This is a genomic window from Pseudomonas sp. MPC6 (assembly GCF_006094435.1).
Classification (GTDB): Bacteria; Pseudomonadota; Gammaproteobacteria; order Pseudomonadales; family Pseudomonadaceae; genus Aquipseudomonas.
In genome coordinates this window covers 2,462,548-2,480,139 of the sequence record NZ_CP034783.1, presented here as the reverse complement: position 1 = coordinate 2,480,139, position 17,592 = coordinate 2,462,548, and the positions used below count along the sequence as shown (strand labels likewise).

Annotated in this window: 15 protein-coding genes; 5 read left to right on the top strand and 10 right to left on the bottom strand. The window is 62.0% G+C overall.

Going from position 1 to position 17,592, the window contains the following annotated elements; translation table 11 throughout:
• Positions 1 to 116: 116 nt before the first annotated feature.
• The gene (locus tag ELQ88_RS13680) at positions 117 to 980 is read right to left on the bottom strand and encodes a sensor domain-containing diguanylate cyclase (protein ID WP_138965673.1); all 864 of its coding nucleotides are present in this window, start codon (positions 978 to 980) and stop codon (positions 117 to 119) included.
• Between the two features lie 1,028 nt (positions 981 to 2,008).
• On the opposite strand from ELQ88_RS13680, the gene ELQ88_RS13675 reads away from it, so the two are divergent.
• The 4 genes from ELQ88_RS13675 (at position 2,009) to ELQ88_RS13660 (ending at position 7,031) form a co-directional block, all read left to right on the top strand.
• Complete coding sequence (locus ELQ88_RS13675) at positions 2,009 to 3,670, top strand: alpha/beta fold hydrolase (RefSeq protein ID WP_138965671.1); 1,662 nt, start codon at positions 2,009 to 2,011, stop codon at positions 3,668 to 3,670.
• A gap of 392 nt (positions 3,671 to 4,062) precedes the next feature.
• Entirely contained in the window at positions 4,063 to 4,329 is a 267-nt protein-coding gene (locus ELQ88_RS13670) for a hypothetical protein (RefSeq protein ID WP_128871498.1), read from the top strand.
• A 402-nt stretch (positions 4,330 to 4,731) separates the two neighbouring features.
• Positions 4,732 to 5,919 carry an acyl-CoA dehydrogenase family protein gene (locus ELQ88_RS13665; protein ID WP_138969516.1) on the top strand — a complete coding sequence of 396 codons (1,188 nt, stop codon included), beginning with the start codon at positions 4,732 to 4,734 and terminating at the stop codon, positions 5,917 to 5,919.
• A gap of 8 nt (positions 5,920 to 5,927) precedes the next feature.
• Positions 5,928 to 7,031 (top strand): sigma-54 dependent transcriptional regulator, encoded by a 1,104-nt coding sequence (locus tag ELQ88_RS13660; RefSeq protein ID WP_138965669.1) that lies wholly within the window; start codon positions 5,928 to 5,930, stop codon positions 7,029 to 7,031.
• A gap of 68 nt (positions 7,032 to 7,099) precedes the next feature.
• On the opposite strand, the gene ELQ88_RS13655 is transcribed toward ELQ88_RS13660, so the two are convergent.
• The 8 genes from ELQ88_RS13655 to msuE form a co-directional block, all read right to left on the bottom strand.
• Positions 7,100 to 7,870 carry an ABC transporter ATP-binding protein gene (locus ELQ88_RS13655; protein WP_138965667.1) on the bottom strand — a complete coding sequence of 257 codons (771 nt, stop codon included), beginning with the start codon at positions 7,868 to 7,870 and terminating at the stop codon, positions 7,100 to 7,102.
• A 201-nt stretch (positions 7,871 to 8,071) separates the two neighbouring features.
• Positions 8,072 to 9,394 (bottom strand): ABC transporter substrate-binding protein, encoded by a 1,323-nt coding sequence (locus ELQ88_RS13650; protein WP_138965665.1) that lies wholly within the window; start codon positions 9,392 to 9,394, stop codon positions 8,072 to 8,074.
• A gap of 79 nt (positions 9,395 to 9,473) precedes the next feature.
• The gene (locus tag ELQ88_RS13645) at positions 9,474 to 10,541 is read right to left on the bottom strand and encodes a branched-chain amino acid ABC transporter permease (RefSeq protein ID WP_138965663.1); all 1,068 of its coding nucleotides are present in this window, start codon (positions 10,539 to 10,541) and stop codon (positions 9,474 to 9,476) included.
• A gap of 11 nt (positions 10,542 to 10,552) precedes the next feature.
• Complete coding sequence (locus tag ELQ88_RS13640; RefSeq protein WP_138965661.1) at positions 10,553 to 11,434, bottom strand: branched-chain amino acid ABC transporter permease; 882 nt, start codon at positions 11,432 to 11,434, stop codon at positions 10,553 to 10,555.
• Positions 11,435 to 11,503: 69 nt separating this feature from the next.
• Positions 11,504 to 12,295, bottom strand: a complete 792-nt coding sequence (locus ELQ88_RS13635; RefSeq protein ID WP_138965659.1) for an ABC transporter ATP-binding protein — start codon at positions 12,293 to 12,295, stop codon at positions 11,504 to 11,506.
• Positions 12,296 to 12,307: 12 nt separating this feature from the next.
• Positions 12,308 to 13,465 (bottom strand): AMP-binding protein, encoded by a 1,158-nt coding sequence (locus ELQ88_RS13630; protein WP_138965657.1) that lies wholly within the window; start codon positions 13,463 to 13,465, stop codon positions 12,308 to 12,310.
• 15 nt (positions 13,466 to 13,480) lie between these two features.
• Positions 13,481 to 14,581, bottom strand: a complete 1,101-nt coding sequence (sfnG, locus tag ELQ88_RS13625; RefSeq protein ID WP_128871503.1) for a dimethylsulfone monooxygenase SfnG — start codon at positions 14,579 to 14,581, stop codon at positions 13,481 to 13,483.
• A gap of 47 nt (positions 14,582 to 14,628) precedes the next feature.
• Positions 14,629 to 15,180 carry an FMN reductase gene (msuE, locus tag ELQ88_RS13620; RefSeq protein WP_138965655.1) on the bottom strand — a complete coding sequence of 184 codons (552 nt, stop codon included), beginning with the start codon at positions 15,178 to 15,180 and terminating at the stop codon, positions 14,629 to 14,631.
• A 390-nt stretch (positions 15,181 to 15,570) separates the two neighbouring features.
• Between msuE and ELQ88_RS13615 the strand changes: the two genes are divergently transcribed.
• The gene (locus ELQ88_RS13615) at positions 15,571 to 16,809 is read left to right on the top strand and encodes an acyl-CoA dehydrogenase family protein (RefSeq protein ID WP_138965653.1); all 1,239 of its coding nucleotides are present in this window, start codon (positions 15,571 to 15,573) and stop codon (positions 16,807 to 16,809) included.
• Positions 16,810 to 16,871: 62 nt separating this feature from the next.
• Here ELQ88_RS13615 and ELQ88_RS13610 read toward each other — a convergent pair whose 3' ends face one another.
• The gene (locus tag ELQ88_RS13610) at positions 16,872 to 17,591 is read right to left on the bottom strand and encodes an NAD(P)H-dependent oxidoreductase (protein WP_138965651.1); all 720 of its coding nucleotides are present in this window, start codon (positions 17,589 to 17,591) and stop codon (positions 16,872 to 16,874) included.
• Position 17,592: the final 1 nt, after the last annotated feature.

Genomic DNA, 17,592 nt, shown 5'->3' with positions numbered 1-17,592 from the left:
CTGATGCATTGATATTCCCTAGTCACGCATTGCGTTTGGGCGAAAGGGCGATCGTACAGTTTGTGCATCAGGTCGCCAAGCTCGATGTCGTGCTGACGGTCAGCCTCTTTCCCGCCCTACCTCGTTGCAGAATGGCGCCTTTTTATCCGGTACATATCGTCATCCGCATGGCTGAGCAGCGTATCGGCATCCTCCCCGTCCGCGGGATAAAACGCCACGCCGATACTGCAGGACGGCATTTTCAGCCCGCCAAATTCGGGGCCCAGCGGCTCGCTCATGACCGCGAGAATCTGCGCCATTTTCTCGCAAGCGGCGGTCTCCGACTGCAGATCCGTCAACAGCACAGTGAATTCATCACCGCCCATCCGGGCCACCGTGTCCGTTTCACGCACGCAGCCTTCCAGCCGTCGTGCAATCACACAGAGCACACGATCGCCCACGGCATGTCCGTGGACATCATTGATGCCCTTGAAGTCATTGATGTCCAGAAACAGCAACGCCAGCGTGCTGTCGTGGCGGTGTGCCGTGCGCAGGGCCGAGTCCAGTCGATCATTGAACAGCGACCGGTTGGTCAGTGCTGTCAGCGGATCATGATGGGCGAGGAAGCGTAATTCCTCCTCGGCCTGGCTGAGGGCCGTCACGTCCCGGGCGACACCGATCCGCGCGCCCACTTCCTCGGACCAGAAGGCAGCCCAGAGGATGTGCACGATACCGCCGTCCTTGCGGATATAGCGGTTGCGGAAATCGAAGTGCGGGTGACCGTTCATGACCCGGACAATCGAGGCTCGCGAGACCGCCAGGTCATCAGGATGCATATAGTCGGTGATCGGGGTGCCGGTCAGCTCGTCGGCACGGTAACCGAGCAGTGCCTCACAGGCATCACTCACAAATGCAATCTGATTGTGCCTGTCGACCACGAAGACCGTGTCCAGCATCAGATGGATCAGTTTGGGGTAGAGCGCTTCCAGGTCAACGGCCATAAGTCAGTGGGTCCGGTTCATATAGCTTGATCATAGCCTGATCGCGCAGGACGGCGGCGAGGAATCCTGCAGACTAGCAGGCATGCGCAAAGTCCTCGGTCACTGTGGGCGCGAGCTTGCTCGCGAAGGAGCCCTGGAGACGTATAGCGATCTTCAGGTCGCCTTCGCTGCGGTGCGGCGATCCGAGCGTTTCATCAGGTAAAAGAACAACCCGGTCGGTTCCAGAACGGTTTTTTGACGCCGGAAAACAATGGTTGGCCACTAATTGGCTACCAGCTACGATCAAGGAACGGATGACAGGGGTATAGGGATCTCTATGAACAGCGCACCTAAGCATGGTTGGAAATGGGCCTACGACAAACTGCGCGGGCTGCACTGCTCCCGCCGGACGGCCTTCTATAGAGCGACACTCTATTCCATTCGTGGCGATACCGGATCGTTTTACGTTGACCGCAGCTGGGAGAAGGTCCGCCTTCGACGCTGATTGATTTCTGCTTCGCGCATTTTTTTCAGGCAATAACGACCCGCCCAATGGCGGGTACTGTGCTGTTTCCGGTCAAAAAACCTGCGCTTTTCGGCGCAGCAAATCGATAAACAAACCCAACTCCGACTGATGTGTTCGCCCCACCGAGCCGCATGCGACGATGTTCGCTGGCGCATGGACTTGACGTTGAGCATGCCGGACGCCTATTTCGTGCGCAGCACTGCCCGTTCATTGGGAATATCCGCGAGGAAGCATCGGCCTGTTTCACCGGCCAGTTGATCCTGGCGCAGGATCTGCAACGCTACCATCTCGATCGGGAGGGTCGGCTTCAAGTCGTCATGGGACGCTTGTCGCAATAGTGCTCACTTATTGTGAATCAGTAGAAATCCGGCTGCATTGCATAGCCGGTCCATGCCAGGCCCTGGCTGGGTGGATGGGCAGTTGGCAATTGTGCGCTCACTATCCAAGCGGACCATGCACCAACCACAGGGCTCTCCTAAGCTCTTAAAAAGCCCAGTTCGACCAACAACAAGGAACACCAGCCATGAGCAAAAAAAGAACGAACAATCAGCTCATTGTCGTCCCACCGCCTAAAACGACTCCGGACAAGGCCACCAGGAAGGAATCGCTGTTCGCACGATTGGCGCGCCTGGCAACAAACAGCGCCCGGGTCGTCGCGGCCAGTGCTGAGCTGACCAGCCAACTGGCTTCAATCGGCGTTGGCACTTCGAAGATCGAGCCTGAGAAAGGTGATCGGCGTTTCACCCACCCGGCCTGGCGCGAACATCCGGGTTACCGCCGTCTGGGCCAGGCCTATCTGGCGTGGTCACGCAGTGTCAACGGCCTGGCCGATCGACTCGACACACCGGATTGGCGTACCCGGGAACAACTGCGCTTTGCCCTTGATCTATGGACCAGTGCCGCCGCGCCGACCAATACCCTGCTGGGTAATCCGGCGGCGTTGCAAAAAGCCTTCGATTCGGGCGGAACCAGTCTGCTGCGAGGGAGCAAAAACTGGCTCCACGACGTGCTGCATAATCGCGGCATGCCCACTCAGGTGGATGCCAGCGGCTTTAAAGTCGGCGAGAACCTGGGGGTCACCCCAGGTTCGGTGGTGTATCGCTGCGAGGTGTTCGAGCTGATCGAATATCACCCGGTCACCGCCACGGTGCGTGAGCGTCCGGTGCTGCTGGTGCCGCCGATGATCGGCAAGTACTACTTCCTCGACATGGCGCCGGGACGCAGCTTTATCGAATACGCGGTCAGTCGCGGCTTGCACTTCTTCACGATCAGTTGGCGCAACCCGAACCCTGAACACGCCGCATGGAATCTCGACACCTACGCCGCCGCCGTGCTCGAAGCGCTGGAGGTGGTGCGCGAGATTGCCGATGGCGCCGAAGTGAATGCCCATGGCATCTGTGCCGGAGGCTTCATTCTCAGCGCGGCCTTGAACCACAGTGTGGCTCAGGGCAAGTGCCCGGTGAACGCCGCGTCCTTTGGTGTGATGTTATTGGACTTCGATTATCCGATGCCCCTCGGCGCGTTTTCCCCGGCCCCCTTGCTGAAGCTGGTCCGTGAGAAATCCGCCAGGGCCGGCGTGATGAGTTCGAGCGATATGGCCGCAGCTTTTGCCTGGTTGCGTCCTAACGACCTGGTGTGGAACTACTGGCACAACAATTACCTGATGGGTGAATTGCCACCCGCGATCGATGTGATGGCCTGGAATGCCGATGGCACTCGCATGCCAGCGGCGTTGCACAGCCAGTTCCTCGATGTTTTCGGCGACAACGCCCTGGTCGACGGGCCGTTGACCGTGCTCGGCTCACCCTTCGAGGCAAGCGCTATCGACTGCGACAGCTATTTCATGGCGGCAGAGGGGGACCATGTAACCCCCTGGAAAGGCTGTTACCAGTCGGCCCAGCTATTTGGTGGCGAGCGCAGTTTCGTACTCAGCAACGCGGGGCATATCGCCAGCCTGATCAACTCACTGAGCAACCCCAAGTCACGCCACTTCACCGGCCCGGCTCCGACCGTGGACGCAGATGACTGGTTGGCGCAGGCCAGCGAGCACTCCGGCACCTGGTGGACCCACTGGGCTGACTGGGTTACCGAACGTGCCGGAGCGGAACGCACGGCACCGACAGTGGCCGGGCGCAAACGCCATGCTGAACTGGAGCCGGCTCCAGGGCGCTACGTCCATGAGTGAGAACGCGCGGGTGATGCAGAAGCGCCGCTGTTTCACGCTTGGTCGCCGCTGAAAATACGCCCCAGGTTTCACCATAAACGCTGATAGCGGCAGGAGTGACAGGTCATGTCATTCCTGCTGCGAACAGGCATTCGGCATGGCAATCGAGTCCGGAGCGAGATGCCACCGCTGCGGCTGCCGGTATCGCTGGGTGGATGAACCGTTTTTTCTGATTCAATAGTTCGACGAACAAGACGTGGCACCGATGGACAGGGGAACGTCACCTTCAAACACTTCCGCACGGCCCGTCGATACCGAACAATCGCCTTTCCTGCAGCTTAATAAAAAGAAGTAGAAATCAGCACCCAACCGACGGCACATCATTTGTTTGGGTACAAGGAGAGACGAGACCCATGAGCACCCCGCTCCGCATCAACGAAGCACTTTTGATTGCCGGCCACGCATTCGAACCTTTCCAATGCATCGCCTGGGCTCCGCAAGACGGGAATGGCGAATTGAGCCTGACCGTCATCGACCGGGCCAGTACGCGTATTTGTCGTAAACAGATCCCAAGCAGTGCCTATTCCGACCCCGCGCAGCTGGAAAGCGTGCTGGAACAGGTACGCGCCGAGTTGAACCAGGGGGGCTACACCCTGCAATCCTGGACAATGCCAGGGTAAGAGGCGGCCTGCCGTTCTCGCGCATCAATCATTCACTCCCCATGGTTCGCAATGAACCTGGGGAGTTTTACCCACTGGCAAACTCCAGCCCGATAAAGCCTTAAGCTAATAACCAAAAAGTATTTATTAGATGGTTTTTAGATCATTTACATTCAGCTCATGGATGCCTCGGTGTTGCCAGACAAACAGCAGCGCCATTGTTGCTCACGCAACAGTCGCTCAACAGTTAACGACCCCGGCAACAGCAGTCGAGACCAAACAACAGATTAACTTATTGTTTTTTATAGCTATTTCAACACTGGAACAGCTTTTGCTCTGATGGCTGCACCTTCCGCAATTCGAACAGGAACAGCGCCCATGAGCACTCCACTTACCTGCGGAAAACAGCCTGAGGAACAGCCTGTGACCGCCATCCCTACATCCAGACTTGAAACCCCGCTGCAGGTCGCCCGGACGCTCGCCGCCGAGTTTTCCCGAACCGCCGCCGAACGCGATCATCTGGGCGGCACGCCGAAAGCCGAGCGTGACGAGCTGCGCCGCAGCGGCCTGCTGGCGATGAAAATCGACCAGCAATACGGTGGCCTTGGCGCCAGCTGGAGCGACACCCTGGAAGTGGTGCGCGAGTTCGCCAGGGTCGACAGCTCGATTGCCCATGTGTTCGGCTTCCAGCATCTGATGCTGGCCACGGTGCGTCTATTTTCCCGGCCAGAACAGTGGCAGCCCTGGTTCGAACAGACCGCACGCAACAACTGGTTCTGGGGCAACGCCCTTAACCCGCTGGACACCCGCACCCTGTCGAAAAAGCTCGCCGGCTGGCGCGAATTTTCCGGGCGCAAGAGTTTCTGCTCAGGCTCCGCCGATTCGGAAATGCTGATTGCCTCGGCGCTGGACGAATCCACCAGCGGCAAACTGTTGATCGCCGCCATTCCCAGTCACCGCACTGGCATCACCTTGCACGGCGACTGGGACAATATCGGCCAACGGCAGACCGACAGCGGCAGCGCCACCTTCGAGCGGGTCCGCGTGGAAGAGAATGAACTGCTGCTCGAGCCCGGCCCGCTGAGCACGCCCTTTGCCTGCCTGCGCCCGCTGATCGCCCAACTGACCTTCGTCAATATCTTCCTCGGTATCGCCGAGGGCGCGTTCGAAGAAGCTCGCAACTACACCCTCAAGGAAACGCGCCCCTGGTTCAAGGCCAACGTCAGCCAGGCCAATCAAGACCCTTATATCCTGCGCCATTACGGCGAATTCTGGGTCGGACTGGAAAGCGTGCGCCTGCTCACTGAACGCGCCAACACCCTGCTCGACAAAGCCTGGAGCAAGGAGCACCGGCTAGGCACCGAGGAGCGTGGCCAGCTGGCGTTGGCCATTGCCACCGCGAAGGTCGCGGCCACCCGCACCGGCCTGGACCTGACCAGCAGCCTGTTCGAAGTGACCGGCGCCCGCGCCACCCATGCCGCGCTGCGCCTTGATCGTCACTGGCGCAACCTGCGCACCCAGACCCTGCACGACCCCGTGGACTACAAGCTCCATGAACTGGGTGACTGGGCGCTCAACTCGGCGCTGCCCACCCCGTCCTTTTATTCATAGGCCCGACCATGCAATTACTCACGCTGCCGCCCTCCCCGGCCCTGGCCACCTCGATACGCGCCACCGCGCAAGTCTTCGAAGATCCGAAATCACAGGCGCTGCTGGCGCACCTGCAACAGGTGGCGCCCAGTGATGCCAGCGTGTTGATTATCGGTGACACCGGTACCGGCAAGGAGCTGGTGGCCCGGCATCTGCACAACCTGAGCGCCCGTCGCAACAAGCCGTTTATCGCAGTCAACTGCGGGGCCTTTTCCGAAAGCCTGGTGGAGGCCGAACTGTTCGGCCACGAAAAAGGCGCCTTCACCGGTGCCCTGAGCGCCAAGGCCGGCTGGTTCGAAGAAGCCAACGGCGGCACGCTGTTCCTCGACGAGATCGGCGACCTGCCGATGCCGATCCAGGTCAAGTTGCTGCGGGTGCTGCAGGAGCGTGAAGTGGTTCGCCTGGGTTCACGCAAAAGCATCCCCATCGATGTAAGGGTGCTGGCGGCGACCAACGTGCAGCTGGAAAAAGCCATCAACGCCGGGCACTTTCGCGAGGACCTGTATTACCGGCTGAATGTGGTCAGCCTGGAACTCAGCCCGTTGCGCGAGCGACCGGGCGACATCCTGCCGCTGATCCGTCACTTCATCGCCGTATACAGTCACCGCCTGGGCTATGGCGAAGTGGTGCTGGATGCCGAAGCTGAACGCAAACTGGTGAGTTATGCATGGCCGGGCAATATTCGCGAGCTGGAAAACGTCATCCACCACACCCTGCTGATCTGCCGTGACAATCTGATCCGCGTCCAGGATTTGCACCTGTCCAACCTGCGTATCGACCGCCAGGAAGCCGGTAACACCGTCCCGGACGACAGTGCCGACGCCCGGTTGCAGCAAGCCTTCCAGAAGCTGTTCGAGGAAGAAAGCGGCGCCCTGCATGAGCGGGTCGAGGAAGCGCTGCTGCGCGCGGCCTATCGCTTCTGCCATTACAACCAGGTGCACACCGCCAGCCTGCTGGGACTGAGCCGCAACATCACCCGCACCATGCTGATCAGGGTCGGTGAGCTGGTGGTGAACAAACGCCGTCCGGCACAAACCGACCAGGCGATCAAAGTGGTTAACCTGTCGATCTGAACGGCGAGCGAGCTCATCCCTGGCTCAACGATCAGAGCAGGGATGGGCCCTCGCCACTTCACCTGTGGTCAAGCCGCAGCCCCTGTGCCACCGGTGCCGCCCCCCAGGTAGAAATCCTGGATATCACTGCGCGCGGCCAACTGCTCGGCCGTGCCTTCGCTGACGACCCGGCCGCTTTCCAGCACGTAGCCGTACCGGGCATAACGCAGGGCCAGGTTGATGTTCTGCTCGGCAATCAAAAAGCTCACGCCATCGCGCTGATTGAGCTGGTGGATAATCTCGAAGATCTCCTCGACAACCTGCGGCGCCAGCCCCATCGAAGGTTCGTCCAGCAACACCAGCTGTGGCCGGGCCATCAACGCCCGGCCCAGCGCAACCATCTGCTGTTCACCGCCAGAGGTGTAGCCGGCCAGGCTTTTGCGCCGCAGCTTGAGGCGTGGAAACTGGCTGTAGATTCGTTCCAGATCCGCCTTCAATTGCCCACGGGACACCTGACGCGCAAAGGCGCCCGTCAGCAGGTTTTCCTCCACGGTCAGTTGGGCAAAGCAATGCCGGCCTTCCAGCACCTGCACCAGTCCGCCGGCCACCAGGCTATGGGGCGTACTACGCGTGACATCCTGGCCCCGATAGAGAATCCGCCCCTGCACCACCTCGCCCCGCTCGGCCCTCACCAGATTGGACGCGGCCTTCAACGTGGTGCTTTTGCCGGCACCGTTGGCCCCCAGCAACACCACGATCTGGCCTTGCGGCACCACCAGGGATACCCCGCGCACGGCGAGGATGGCCTGTTCATAAAGGACTTCAATCGCGTCGATCTGCAAGATCGGTACTGGGTTCATGCTGTTCTCTCCAAGGCAGCCGAGCATCCTGTAGGAGCTGGCTTGCCAGCGATGGATTTAAATGCGCTGCGTTGAACCAGGAAAACACGGGTTTTCGTTAACGACCATCGCTGGCAAGCCAGCTCCTACAAGGGCCGCGTTAATCCAGGAAACACAGGTTTTCGTTAACGATTTTCGCTGGCAAGCCAGCGCCTACACTAATCAAATGTCCTGGCTGCAATCGCGCGGCGTGATGCCCTGTTCCCTGGCGTACTGGTGCGACGAGGCTTCAATGATCGGCCTGAGCAAGGCGCGATCGGCCTGCACCCAGTCACTGATCAGTTTCCACTGGCTGCCATCCCACTGCTGGAAGCGCACCGCACCGCCCCCTTCATGGTCCGAGCACGACAGCTGCAAGGGTTGCACCAGGCCCAGCGCACCCAGCTCCTTGAGGCGGGCTTCGTCCAGCTTGAGATGCTCGAAACCCCAGCGCACCTGCTCGCCGGTGAGCGGCTGCTTGCCGAATTTTTCCTGGGCAATGCGCACGGCTTCAACGTTGAGAATGCCGTTCACCACCCCGAGGTTGTAATACACGGTGCCAAAGCGTTTCGGATCGGCCAGGTCACCATTGCCCTTGGCCACCACCTGCTGCTGGATGCCTTGCAGGACCGGGAAATCGGTGCCCGAGGGGTGCGTGGTGATCGCGATATAGCCTTTGGCGGCGGCACCGGCGGGGGCGGCATCGTCCTCGGAGTTGCTCCAGATGTTGCCGATGATGTGATCCGCCGGGAAGCCGACCTTCTGCGCGGTTTTCAACGCCACCGGGTTCATCACGCCCCAGCCGCGCAGAATCACCCAGTCGGGTTTTTCCCGGCGAATGTTGAGCCATTGCGACTGCTGCTCGTTGCCTGGATGGGGCACTTCCAGCAGGGTCAGCTTGAACCCGTACTTGTCGGCCAGGGTCTGCAACACCTCATTGGTTTCCTTGCCGTAGGGCGAGCCGTGATACAGGGTGACGATCTTCTTGCCCTTGAGCTGGTCCAGGCCTCCGGCCTGCTGGCCGATGTAGTTGATGATCGCCGACACCTCGGAATACGGGTTCAGCTGCAACGGGAAGGCATAGGGGAACACGCTGCCGTCAGTGGAATCGGTACGGCCGTGGTTGATGGTAATCAGCGGCAGTTTGTCCGCGGTCGAGCGCTCCAGCGTGGCATAGGCAATGCCCACCGACAGCGGATTGGTCGCGGCGGCAGGCGCGCCATTGAGGCCTTTTTTCAGGCGTTCATAGCACTCCACGCCCTTCTCGACCACGTACTCGGTTTCGCACTCGCTCCAGGTCAGCTTGACGCCGTCGACCCCGCCATTGGCATTGACGTACTTGAGGTAGTCGATAAACCCGCCAAAAAAACCGCTACCACCGGCGGCATAAGGACCGACCCGATAGCTCTGCAGCGGGAAATACTGTTCGTTAGCCGCCTGCGCGGGAAAGGCGGCGCTCAGGCTGATTGCCAGCGCCAGGCCACTGAGTAGAGAACGTTTGGACATCGGTATTTTCCTTATCAATGATTCAATCGCACGGTTGCCGCACAAGGATCGAAGCGCAGACCCTGCCTGCGCCGTTTGCTCAGTAGCGCAGCGGCCACACCCGGGCGCGCTCGCGGAATGTTTGCCAGAGGCGCGCCAGGCCCTCCGGCTCCTTGACCAGGAACACAATGATCAGGGCGCCAAATGCCATCTTCTGCAGGTTTTCCATCTGCCCGGCATCGATCAGCCCGGCTGGCAACAAGGCCGCCAGGTTCGACAGCAGCACCGGAAACAGCACGATGAACGCCGCGCCCAGGAAGTTGCCGAGGATGCTGCCCAGGCCACCGATAATGATGATGAACAGGATCTGGAACGACCGGTTCAAATCGAAACCATGGGGCTCCACGGTGCCCAGGTAAGTGAAGGCCCACAGCGCTCCGGCCACCCCGAGAAAGAAGCCGCTGACGGCAAAAGCCAACAGCTTGGTCTTGAGCAACGCAATGCCCATCACCGCGGCGGCCGTGTCCATGTCACGCACGGCCATCCAGTTGCGCCCCAATTCGCTGCGCACCAGGTTTTTGCCCAGCCAGAACAACGCCACCACCACGCCCAGTGTCAGCAGGTAACGACCCACCGGCGAGTTCAGGTCCACCCCCAGAATTTCCAGGCGCGGTGCGCTGATCACCCCCGAGGCGCTGTTGTTGGAGAACCAGCTGAAGCGAGTCAGCGCCCAGGTCACAAAGAACTGCGCGGCGAGGGTCGACACCAGCAGATAGAAGCCCTTGATCCGCAGGCTGGGCAGGCCGAACAGCACCGCCACCAGCGCTGCCACGCCCCCACCCAGGGCCATGCTGAGCAACAACGGCGAGCCCGGCACCCGCAGTTCAACGTTGTAAGTGGCAAAGGCGCCCACCGCCATGAAGGCCGCCGACCCCAGTGACAACTGCCCGGCATAGCCGGTCAGCAGGTTCAGCCCCAGCCCGGCCAGTGACAGCACCAGAAATGGAATCAGAATGGCGCTGAACCAATAGTCGTTGCCCAGGTACGGCACACCGACAAAGGCCAACAGCAGCAAGGCAACCAGGCCGTACCGGTCCTGACGCAGGCGAAACACCCGGCGGTCCTGGGCATAGCGAGTACTGAACTGACCGGCTTCCTGATAAAACATCACGCCTCTCCTTAAACCCGCTCGATCGCGCGTTCGCCAAATAGCCCGGCCGGCCGCACCAGCAGGAACAGCAGCGCCAGCACATAGGGAAACCAGTTCTCGATGCCGCCGCCGATGACGGGGCCCAGGTACACCTCGGCCAGCTTCTCCGAGGCGCCGATGATCAAGCCGCCGACAATCGCCCCACTGATCGAGGTAAAGCCGCCGATGATCAGCACCGGCAAGGCCTTGAGCACCACCAGCGACAGCGAAAACTGCACCCCCAGCCGCGCGCCCCAGAGCAGGCCGGCCACCAGACCGACAAACCCGGCCACCGCCCACACCAACACCCAGACTCGTTGCAGGCGGATGCCCACGGCCAGCGCCGCCAGCGGATCATCGGCCACGGCACGCAACGACAAACCGATACGGGTCTTGTTGAACAGCAGCGACAGCGCCAACACCAGCAACGCGGCGGTGACGGCGGCAAAAATATCGAATTGCGACAGCAGCATGCCGCCCAGCTCCAGTGGCTCGTCACTGATGCCCAATTCCAGGCCATGCACCTGAGCGCCCCACAGCGCCTGGGCGAACCCTTCGATCACGTAGGACAAGCCGAGGGTGGCCATGAACAAGGTGATCGGTGGACGGTTGACCAGCGGGCGCAACACCACCCGCTCCACCGCCACCGCCAGCAGGACCATTGCCGCCAGGCTGATGACAAAGGCCAGCCAGAACGGCACCCCGCGCTCCAGCAGGCTGACAAACGTCAGCGCGGAAAACAGCACCATGGCGCCCTGGGCGAAGTTGAAGACGCCGGACGCCTTGTAGATCAGGACAAAACCGATGGCCACCAGGGCGTACATCACCCCGGCCAGCAGCCCGCCGATCAACACCTCGAAAAAAAATTCCATGAGCCTTCCTGTGTTGCGGGCAAAGAGTCCCCGGCCACCCGATAGCGGGCGGCGCTGCAGACTCGGGGGTTAGTGGCGCGTGCCGAGGTAGGCGGCAATCACCTCGGGGTTTTGCCGCACCTCATCGGGCGGGCCGTCGCCGATCTTGCGGCCGTAGTCGAGCACCACCACGTGATCGCAAATGCCCATGACCACGCCGATGTCGTGCTCGATCAACACCACCGTGGTCCCCAGCTCACGGTTGATGTCGACGATGAAGCGGCTCATCTGCTGCTTCTCTTCGGCGTTCATCCCGGCCATCGGTTCGTCCAGCAGTAGCAAGCGCGGTTCGGCGGCCAGGGCACGCGCCAGTTCCACCCGTTTCTGCAAGCCATAAGGCAGCTTGCCGACCTGGGTGTCGCGCCAGGGCTGGATCTGCAGAAAGTCGATGATCCGTTCGGCGGCCTCGCGCTGGCGGTCGTCTTCGCCCGCGGCGCGGCCGATGCGCAGGGCCTGCTCGATCCAGCTGCTGCGCCGCTTGAGGGTGCGTCCGGTGAGCACGTTGTCGAGCACACTCATGCCTTTGAACAAGGCGATGTTCTGAAAGGTCCGGGCAATGCCGCGCACCGCCATATCATGCGGGCGCATGCGCCGGTGCGCTTCTCCGGCAAAGCGGATACGCCCCTGCTGGGCCTGGTACACGCCGTTGATCACATTCAGCAGCGAGCTTTTACCCGCGCCATTGGGGCCGATCAAGGCGCAAATCTCCCCGGTGGCCACGGCAAAGCTGATGTCGGTCACCGCCTTGACGCCTTTGAACGACAAGCCGATGTTTTCCAGCACCAGCAGCTGTTCAACCTGTGTCGCCTGTGTCTGTGTCATGCGTCATGTCCTTCAGGCGGGTTGGGGGCTGTCTTCGATCCAGCCGTTGACCAGCGGGGCTGGCCAGGGCAAGGGGCGGTGCCACTGCGCCGGGTCCGGCCAGCTGCGTACCTCAATCGCCAACGCCTGGAAAAAGGCCAGGGTGGGCGGTGCCAGTGCCTCGCCCACCAGTAACGGCACACGGGTGCGGGAAAAGCCGAGGACGTCGCGCAACGGCCGACGGATCAGCCAGTACCCCAGGTGCCGTTGCAGTGCACCGGGGTTCGCCACCAGCGCCCAATCCACCAGGCGCCGGCGCCAGCTGCCTGGTTCCGGCAGGCGGGCCAGGACTTGGGCATGCAGGCGCTCGTAGGTGTCCCGGGTGCCGGCCACCAGCGTCGGGCCCAGCTCACGGCGGTCCTGGTCGCGAGTCGCGAGGTTCTCGGGGAAATTCAGGCGAAAGCCGGCCATCAACCAGGGCGCCAACACATAACGCGCGTGACCACCCGCGGCAAACGCTCGCGCCGCAAGGGCTTCTTCCTGCCGCCCCAGCTGCTCGCTGTGCACCAGGCGCCGGCCTTCCTGGAGCAATTCGGCATGGCTGATACGCTGCTGCTCGATGCGCTGCCCCGCGCCCAAACGGTAGAACGCAAAGGCCGTGCGCTCGGCGCGGGCCTGGGGTTCCAGCCGGTGATCGCTGCCCTGCTGCTGCAGTTGCGCGAACGCCAGGGTGTCGCCGGCCTGGCTCACCCCCGCCTGGCCGCGGCCGTCGGCGTAAATCAGCAGCCTGGGCGCCAGTCCGGCGGCGCGCAGGCGCTGAATCTCCCCGTGGCCTTCGGCGAACACCCATTCAGTGTGCAGCTCACGCAACAGCGGCACCTGCGCGGCCGCAGCCTCCAGCGGATCCAGCAGCGCGGCCACGCCACCCAACCATTGTGCCGCCAGGGCCGCCATCAACGCCTCCGGCCGCGGGCGGCTGACAATCACCAAGCTTGCGCCTGGCACAAAACCACGCACTTGCAAGGCCGTTGCCAGCTGTTCAACCTCCGCGGCCAGTTGGCGCCAGGTGCGCACCTGCCACACCCCCAGGCGTTTATGGCGCAGGGCGATGCCCGTCCCTTGCTGACGCGCCTGCTGTTGCAGCCACTGCGGCAAGGTGCCGGGTTGCGGGTTATCGGTGAATGTCGGCATGACCGTTCCCTTCCTTCAGGCGAGTGCCGCAACCTTGGCCGCGACTGCCTCGCGCTCCAGCTCACGCACCAGCGGCAACACGTGGCGGCCGAAGTACTCCACTTCTTCGTGAAAGTGCAGGAAGCCAGTGAGCACCAGGTCCACACCCACCGCCTTGAGGGCGACGATGCGTTCGGCAATCTGCCGCGGCGTACCGATCAGGTTGGTCTTGAAGCCATCGTTGTACTGCACCAGGTCTTCGAAGGTGGACTTGGCCCAGTTGCCCTCGCCTTCAGGGCTTGCGGCGCCGGCGTTCTTCACCTCGCTGCCGAAACCGTTGACGGCCTCGGGGTCGGCCTTGGCGATAATCTCCTGCAATACCGCGCGGGCTTCAGCCTCGGTTTCGCGGGCAATGACAAAGGCGTTAACCCCGACTTTCACCGAGTGGCCATTGATCGCGGCCTTGGCCCGGATCTCGTCGACCTGGGCCTTGATGCCTTCGACGGTGTTGCCGTTGGTGAAATACCAATCGGACACTCGCGAAGCCATGTCCCGCGCCGCGCGCGAGCTGCCACCCTGGAAGATTTCCGGGTGCGGTTGCTGCAGGGGCTTGGGTTTGAGGGTGTAGTCATGGAAGCGGTAGAAATCGCCATGGAAACTGAAATTGTCCTGGGTCCAGATGCCCTTGAGCGCCTGGATGAATTCTTCCGAGCGGCGATAGCGCTCATCGTGGTCCAGCCACGGCTCGCCAATGGCCCGGAACTCGCCCTTGAACCAGCCCGAGACGATATTCACCGCGACGCGACCGTTGGTGAACTGGTCGATGCTGGCCAGCTGTTTGGCCGCCAGCACCGGGCTCCAGGGCCCGGGCAGGATGGCGGCGATCACCTTGAGCTTCTCGGTGGCAGCCAGCAGTGCGTGGCTGATGGTCACCGATTCGTGCTGGTTTTCGGCGCCATAACCGGCGGTGAAGCGGATCTGCGACAAGGCGTATTCGAAGCCGGCCTTTTCGGCGATTTGCGCCAGCTTGCGGTTGTAATCGATGTCCCAGCTGGTGCGCTGTTCGATCTTGCTGATCACAAGGCCGCCGCTGACGTTGGGCACCCAGTAGGCAAACTTGATGTTGTCCTGGCTCATTTGCATGTACTCCGTTGATTCGTTGAAGTGAGGGTCGACCGGGGACGTCAGGCGGCGCTGGCGTTCGGCTGGAGGCTCAGGACCGCCGCCTCGACAGCGCGCTCGATGCGTTCGAGCAACTGCGGGCTGGTGATCCGGTAATCGGTGAAATCGGCTTCGGCGGCATACACACCGATGGGCAAGCTCAGGGCCTGGAAAAAGCCGAACAGCGGGCGCAACTGGTGATCGATGATCAGGGCGTGGCGGTCCGAGCCACCGGTGGCGGCCAGCAACACCGGCACGTTGTTCAACGCCTGGTGATGGACGAAGTCGAACAGGTGCTTGAACAGTCCGGTGTACGAGGCGCGGTACACCGGGCTGGCCGCGATCAGCAGGTCGGCTGTTTCTATGGCCCGCAGATCGGCCTCGACCGCCGCGGGCAAGTCCTCACGGCGCAGCACCCCGGCGAACTGCGGGCCAACCTCGGACAACTCGATCAGGTGCAGCTCGATCGGCAGCTGTTGCGCAAGGCCGGCGACCAGCGCCTTGAGTAGCACCAGGGTGCGCGTAGGCCGCTGTACGCTCCCGGATACCGCGACCACTTTCAGTGTGTTGCCCATTGCCCGTCCTCGTGCTGGCAGAGGCCACCGCGGCACCTGCACAAGGACTAGAGCAGCAACCGTGCCATTTAAATAAATCTATATTTATCAAAGAGTTATAAGTTTTTTTCGGACTTGCGCAGTGTCGCCTGCCGGACAGGCTGTTGATCAACTGTTGCACCCCCAACAGTTGCCTGCGGGTCCACGCAACGCAGCGCACCTCGGCCACTGTTGCCAGGCGGTCAACGCTTCAACAAGTTGCCCGGCAGACGACAGAAGCGAACGCTGCCAACACCCCGCGCGCCCGGAAAAACGGGCGTTGCAGCGCCAGGCACGACCTGTGCACTGACAGCAGAACGCAACAGATCCACTGCTCTGTTGCTTTCTCTTGCCTTCATAAGGAGCTGCACCATGACCGTCCAGCAACAGCACCTGCCACACCCCCTCTCCAGCGGCACCGACTACCAGGCCCTGGCCGCGCGCTTCCGGCCGATCTTTGCCCGCATCGCCGCCGGCGCACTGGAGCGCGAGCAACAGCGCAGCCTGCCCTTTGAGCAGGTGAAATGGCTGAAGGAAGCCGGCTTTGGCGCCGTGCGCGTGCCGGTGCAGTACGGGGGCGCCGGCGCTTCCCTGCCCCAATTGTTTGAATTGCTGATCGAATTGGCCGCCGCCGATTCCAACCTGCCGCAGGCATTGCGCGGTCACTTTGCCTTTGTCGAAGACCGCCTCAATGCGCAGGCCGAGGCGCCGCAGGACACCTGGTTCAAGCGGTTTGTCGAGGGTGAACTGGTGGGCAACGCCTGGACCGAAATCGGCAGCGTGAAGATCGGCCAGGTCGGTACCCGGGTCTCGCGCCTGGGTGAACACTGGGTGGTCAACGGCACCAAGTACTACAGCACCGGCAGCATCTTCGCCGACTGGATCGACCTCTATGCCCAGCGCGACGACACCGGCGCCGACGTGATTGCCGCCGTCCGCGTGCAGCAACCGGGCATCACCCAGAGCGACGATTGGGATGGCTTTGGCCAACGCACCACCGGCAGCGGCACCTCGGTGTTCGAGAATGCGGTGGTGGAAGCCGAGAACCTGCTGGACTTCGCCACCCGCTTCAAGTACCAGACGGCCTTCTATCAACTGGTGCTGTTGGCGGTCCAGACCGGTGCCGGCCGTGCCGCGGTCAACGACATCACCGAAGAAGTGCGCAAGCGCACGCGCATCTTCAGCACCGGCAATGCCAGCCACGTCAGCCAGGACGTCCAGGTGCAGCAGGTGGTGGGCAAGGCGTCGGCGCAGGTCTACGCCGCACATGCCACCACCCTGCGCGCGGCGGCCGCCTTGCAGGTCGCATACGAAAGCCGCTTCGCCCATGACGAAGTCGCCGAACGCGAGGCCAACATCGCTGCCGAACTGGAATCGGCCCAGGCCCAAGTGGTGATCGCCGACCTGGTGCTGCGCGCCACCAGTGACCTGTTCAACGCGCTCAGCGCCTCGGCCACCAGCACCGGCAAGGCCCTCGATCGGCACTGGCGCAACGCGCGCACCGCGGCTTCACACAACCCGCTGATCTACAAGGAGCGCATCATCGGCGACTGGGAAATCAACGGCACCGAACCGCCCTATGTCTGGCAGATCGGCCGGTCGTCCGACTGATCGCGAAACCAGCATTGCCCAACCAACGGCAATGAACCGCTCGCCTTCGCCGACTCAGCGACTCAGCCGGCCACCCGCTGGCCGGGCAACGGGTAAAGCGCCTCATCGAACTGCGACAGGCGCGGGAACTCGATGGGTTGGTCGTCGGCGATGGTTTCCAGGCGTTGCCGATAGCCACGCAGGAAGTCCTTGCGCGCGTCGTCGCTGATGTACGGTACGTGCCAGGCCACGAACGGCTCCAGCACCTCGAATCCGACATACGCCAGGGTGCCGCGCAGGATCGGCCGCAGCATGTCTTCCAGCGGGCCATGAATCGCGCCCTCGCCAAACATGTGCTCGCGTCCGCCCAGGGTCACCGTCACCAGCGCCTTCTTGCCGCTGAGCCCGCCCTGGTCGTAGAAGCGCTTGCCGCCGTAGCACACGCCCGATACCAGTACCCGGTCGATCCAGCCCTTGAGTATCGCCGGCGTCGAGAACCAGAAAATCGGAAAGTTGAGGATCAGCAGGTCGGCCCACAGCAGCTTGTCCAACTCTTGCTGGATATCCGCCGCCAGCGACTGGCTTTTAACGCCCAGACGCTGCTCCAGGGCATAGACCAGATAGTCCGGATTCTCCCGCGAGGAGAAGTCCTCGGCGCTGGCCACCGGGTTCCAGTTCATTGCATACAGGTCACTGACCTGCACTTCATGCCCTTGGGCCTTCAAGGTGTCTACCGCTTGATCGCGCAGGGCGGCGGTGAAAGAGTTGGGTTCGGGATGGGCGTGGACAATCAGTACGTTCATG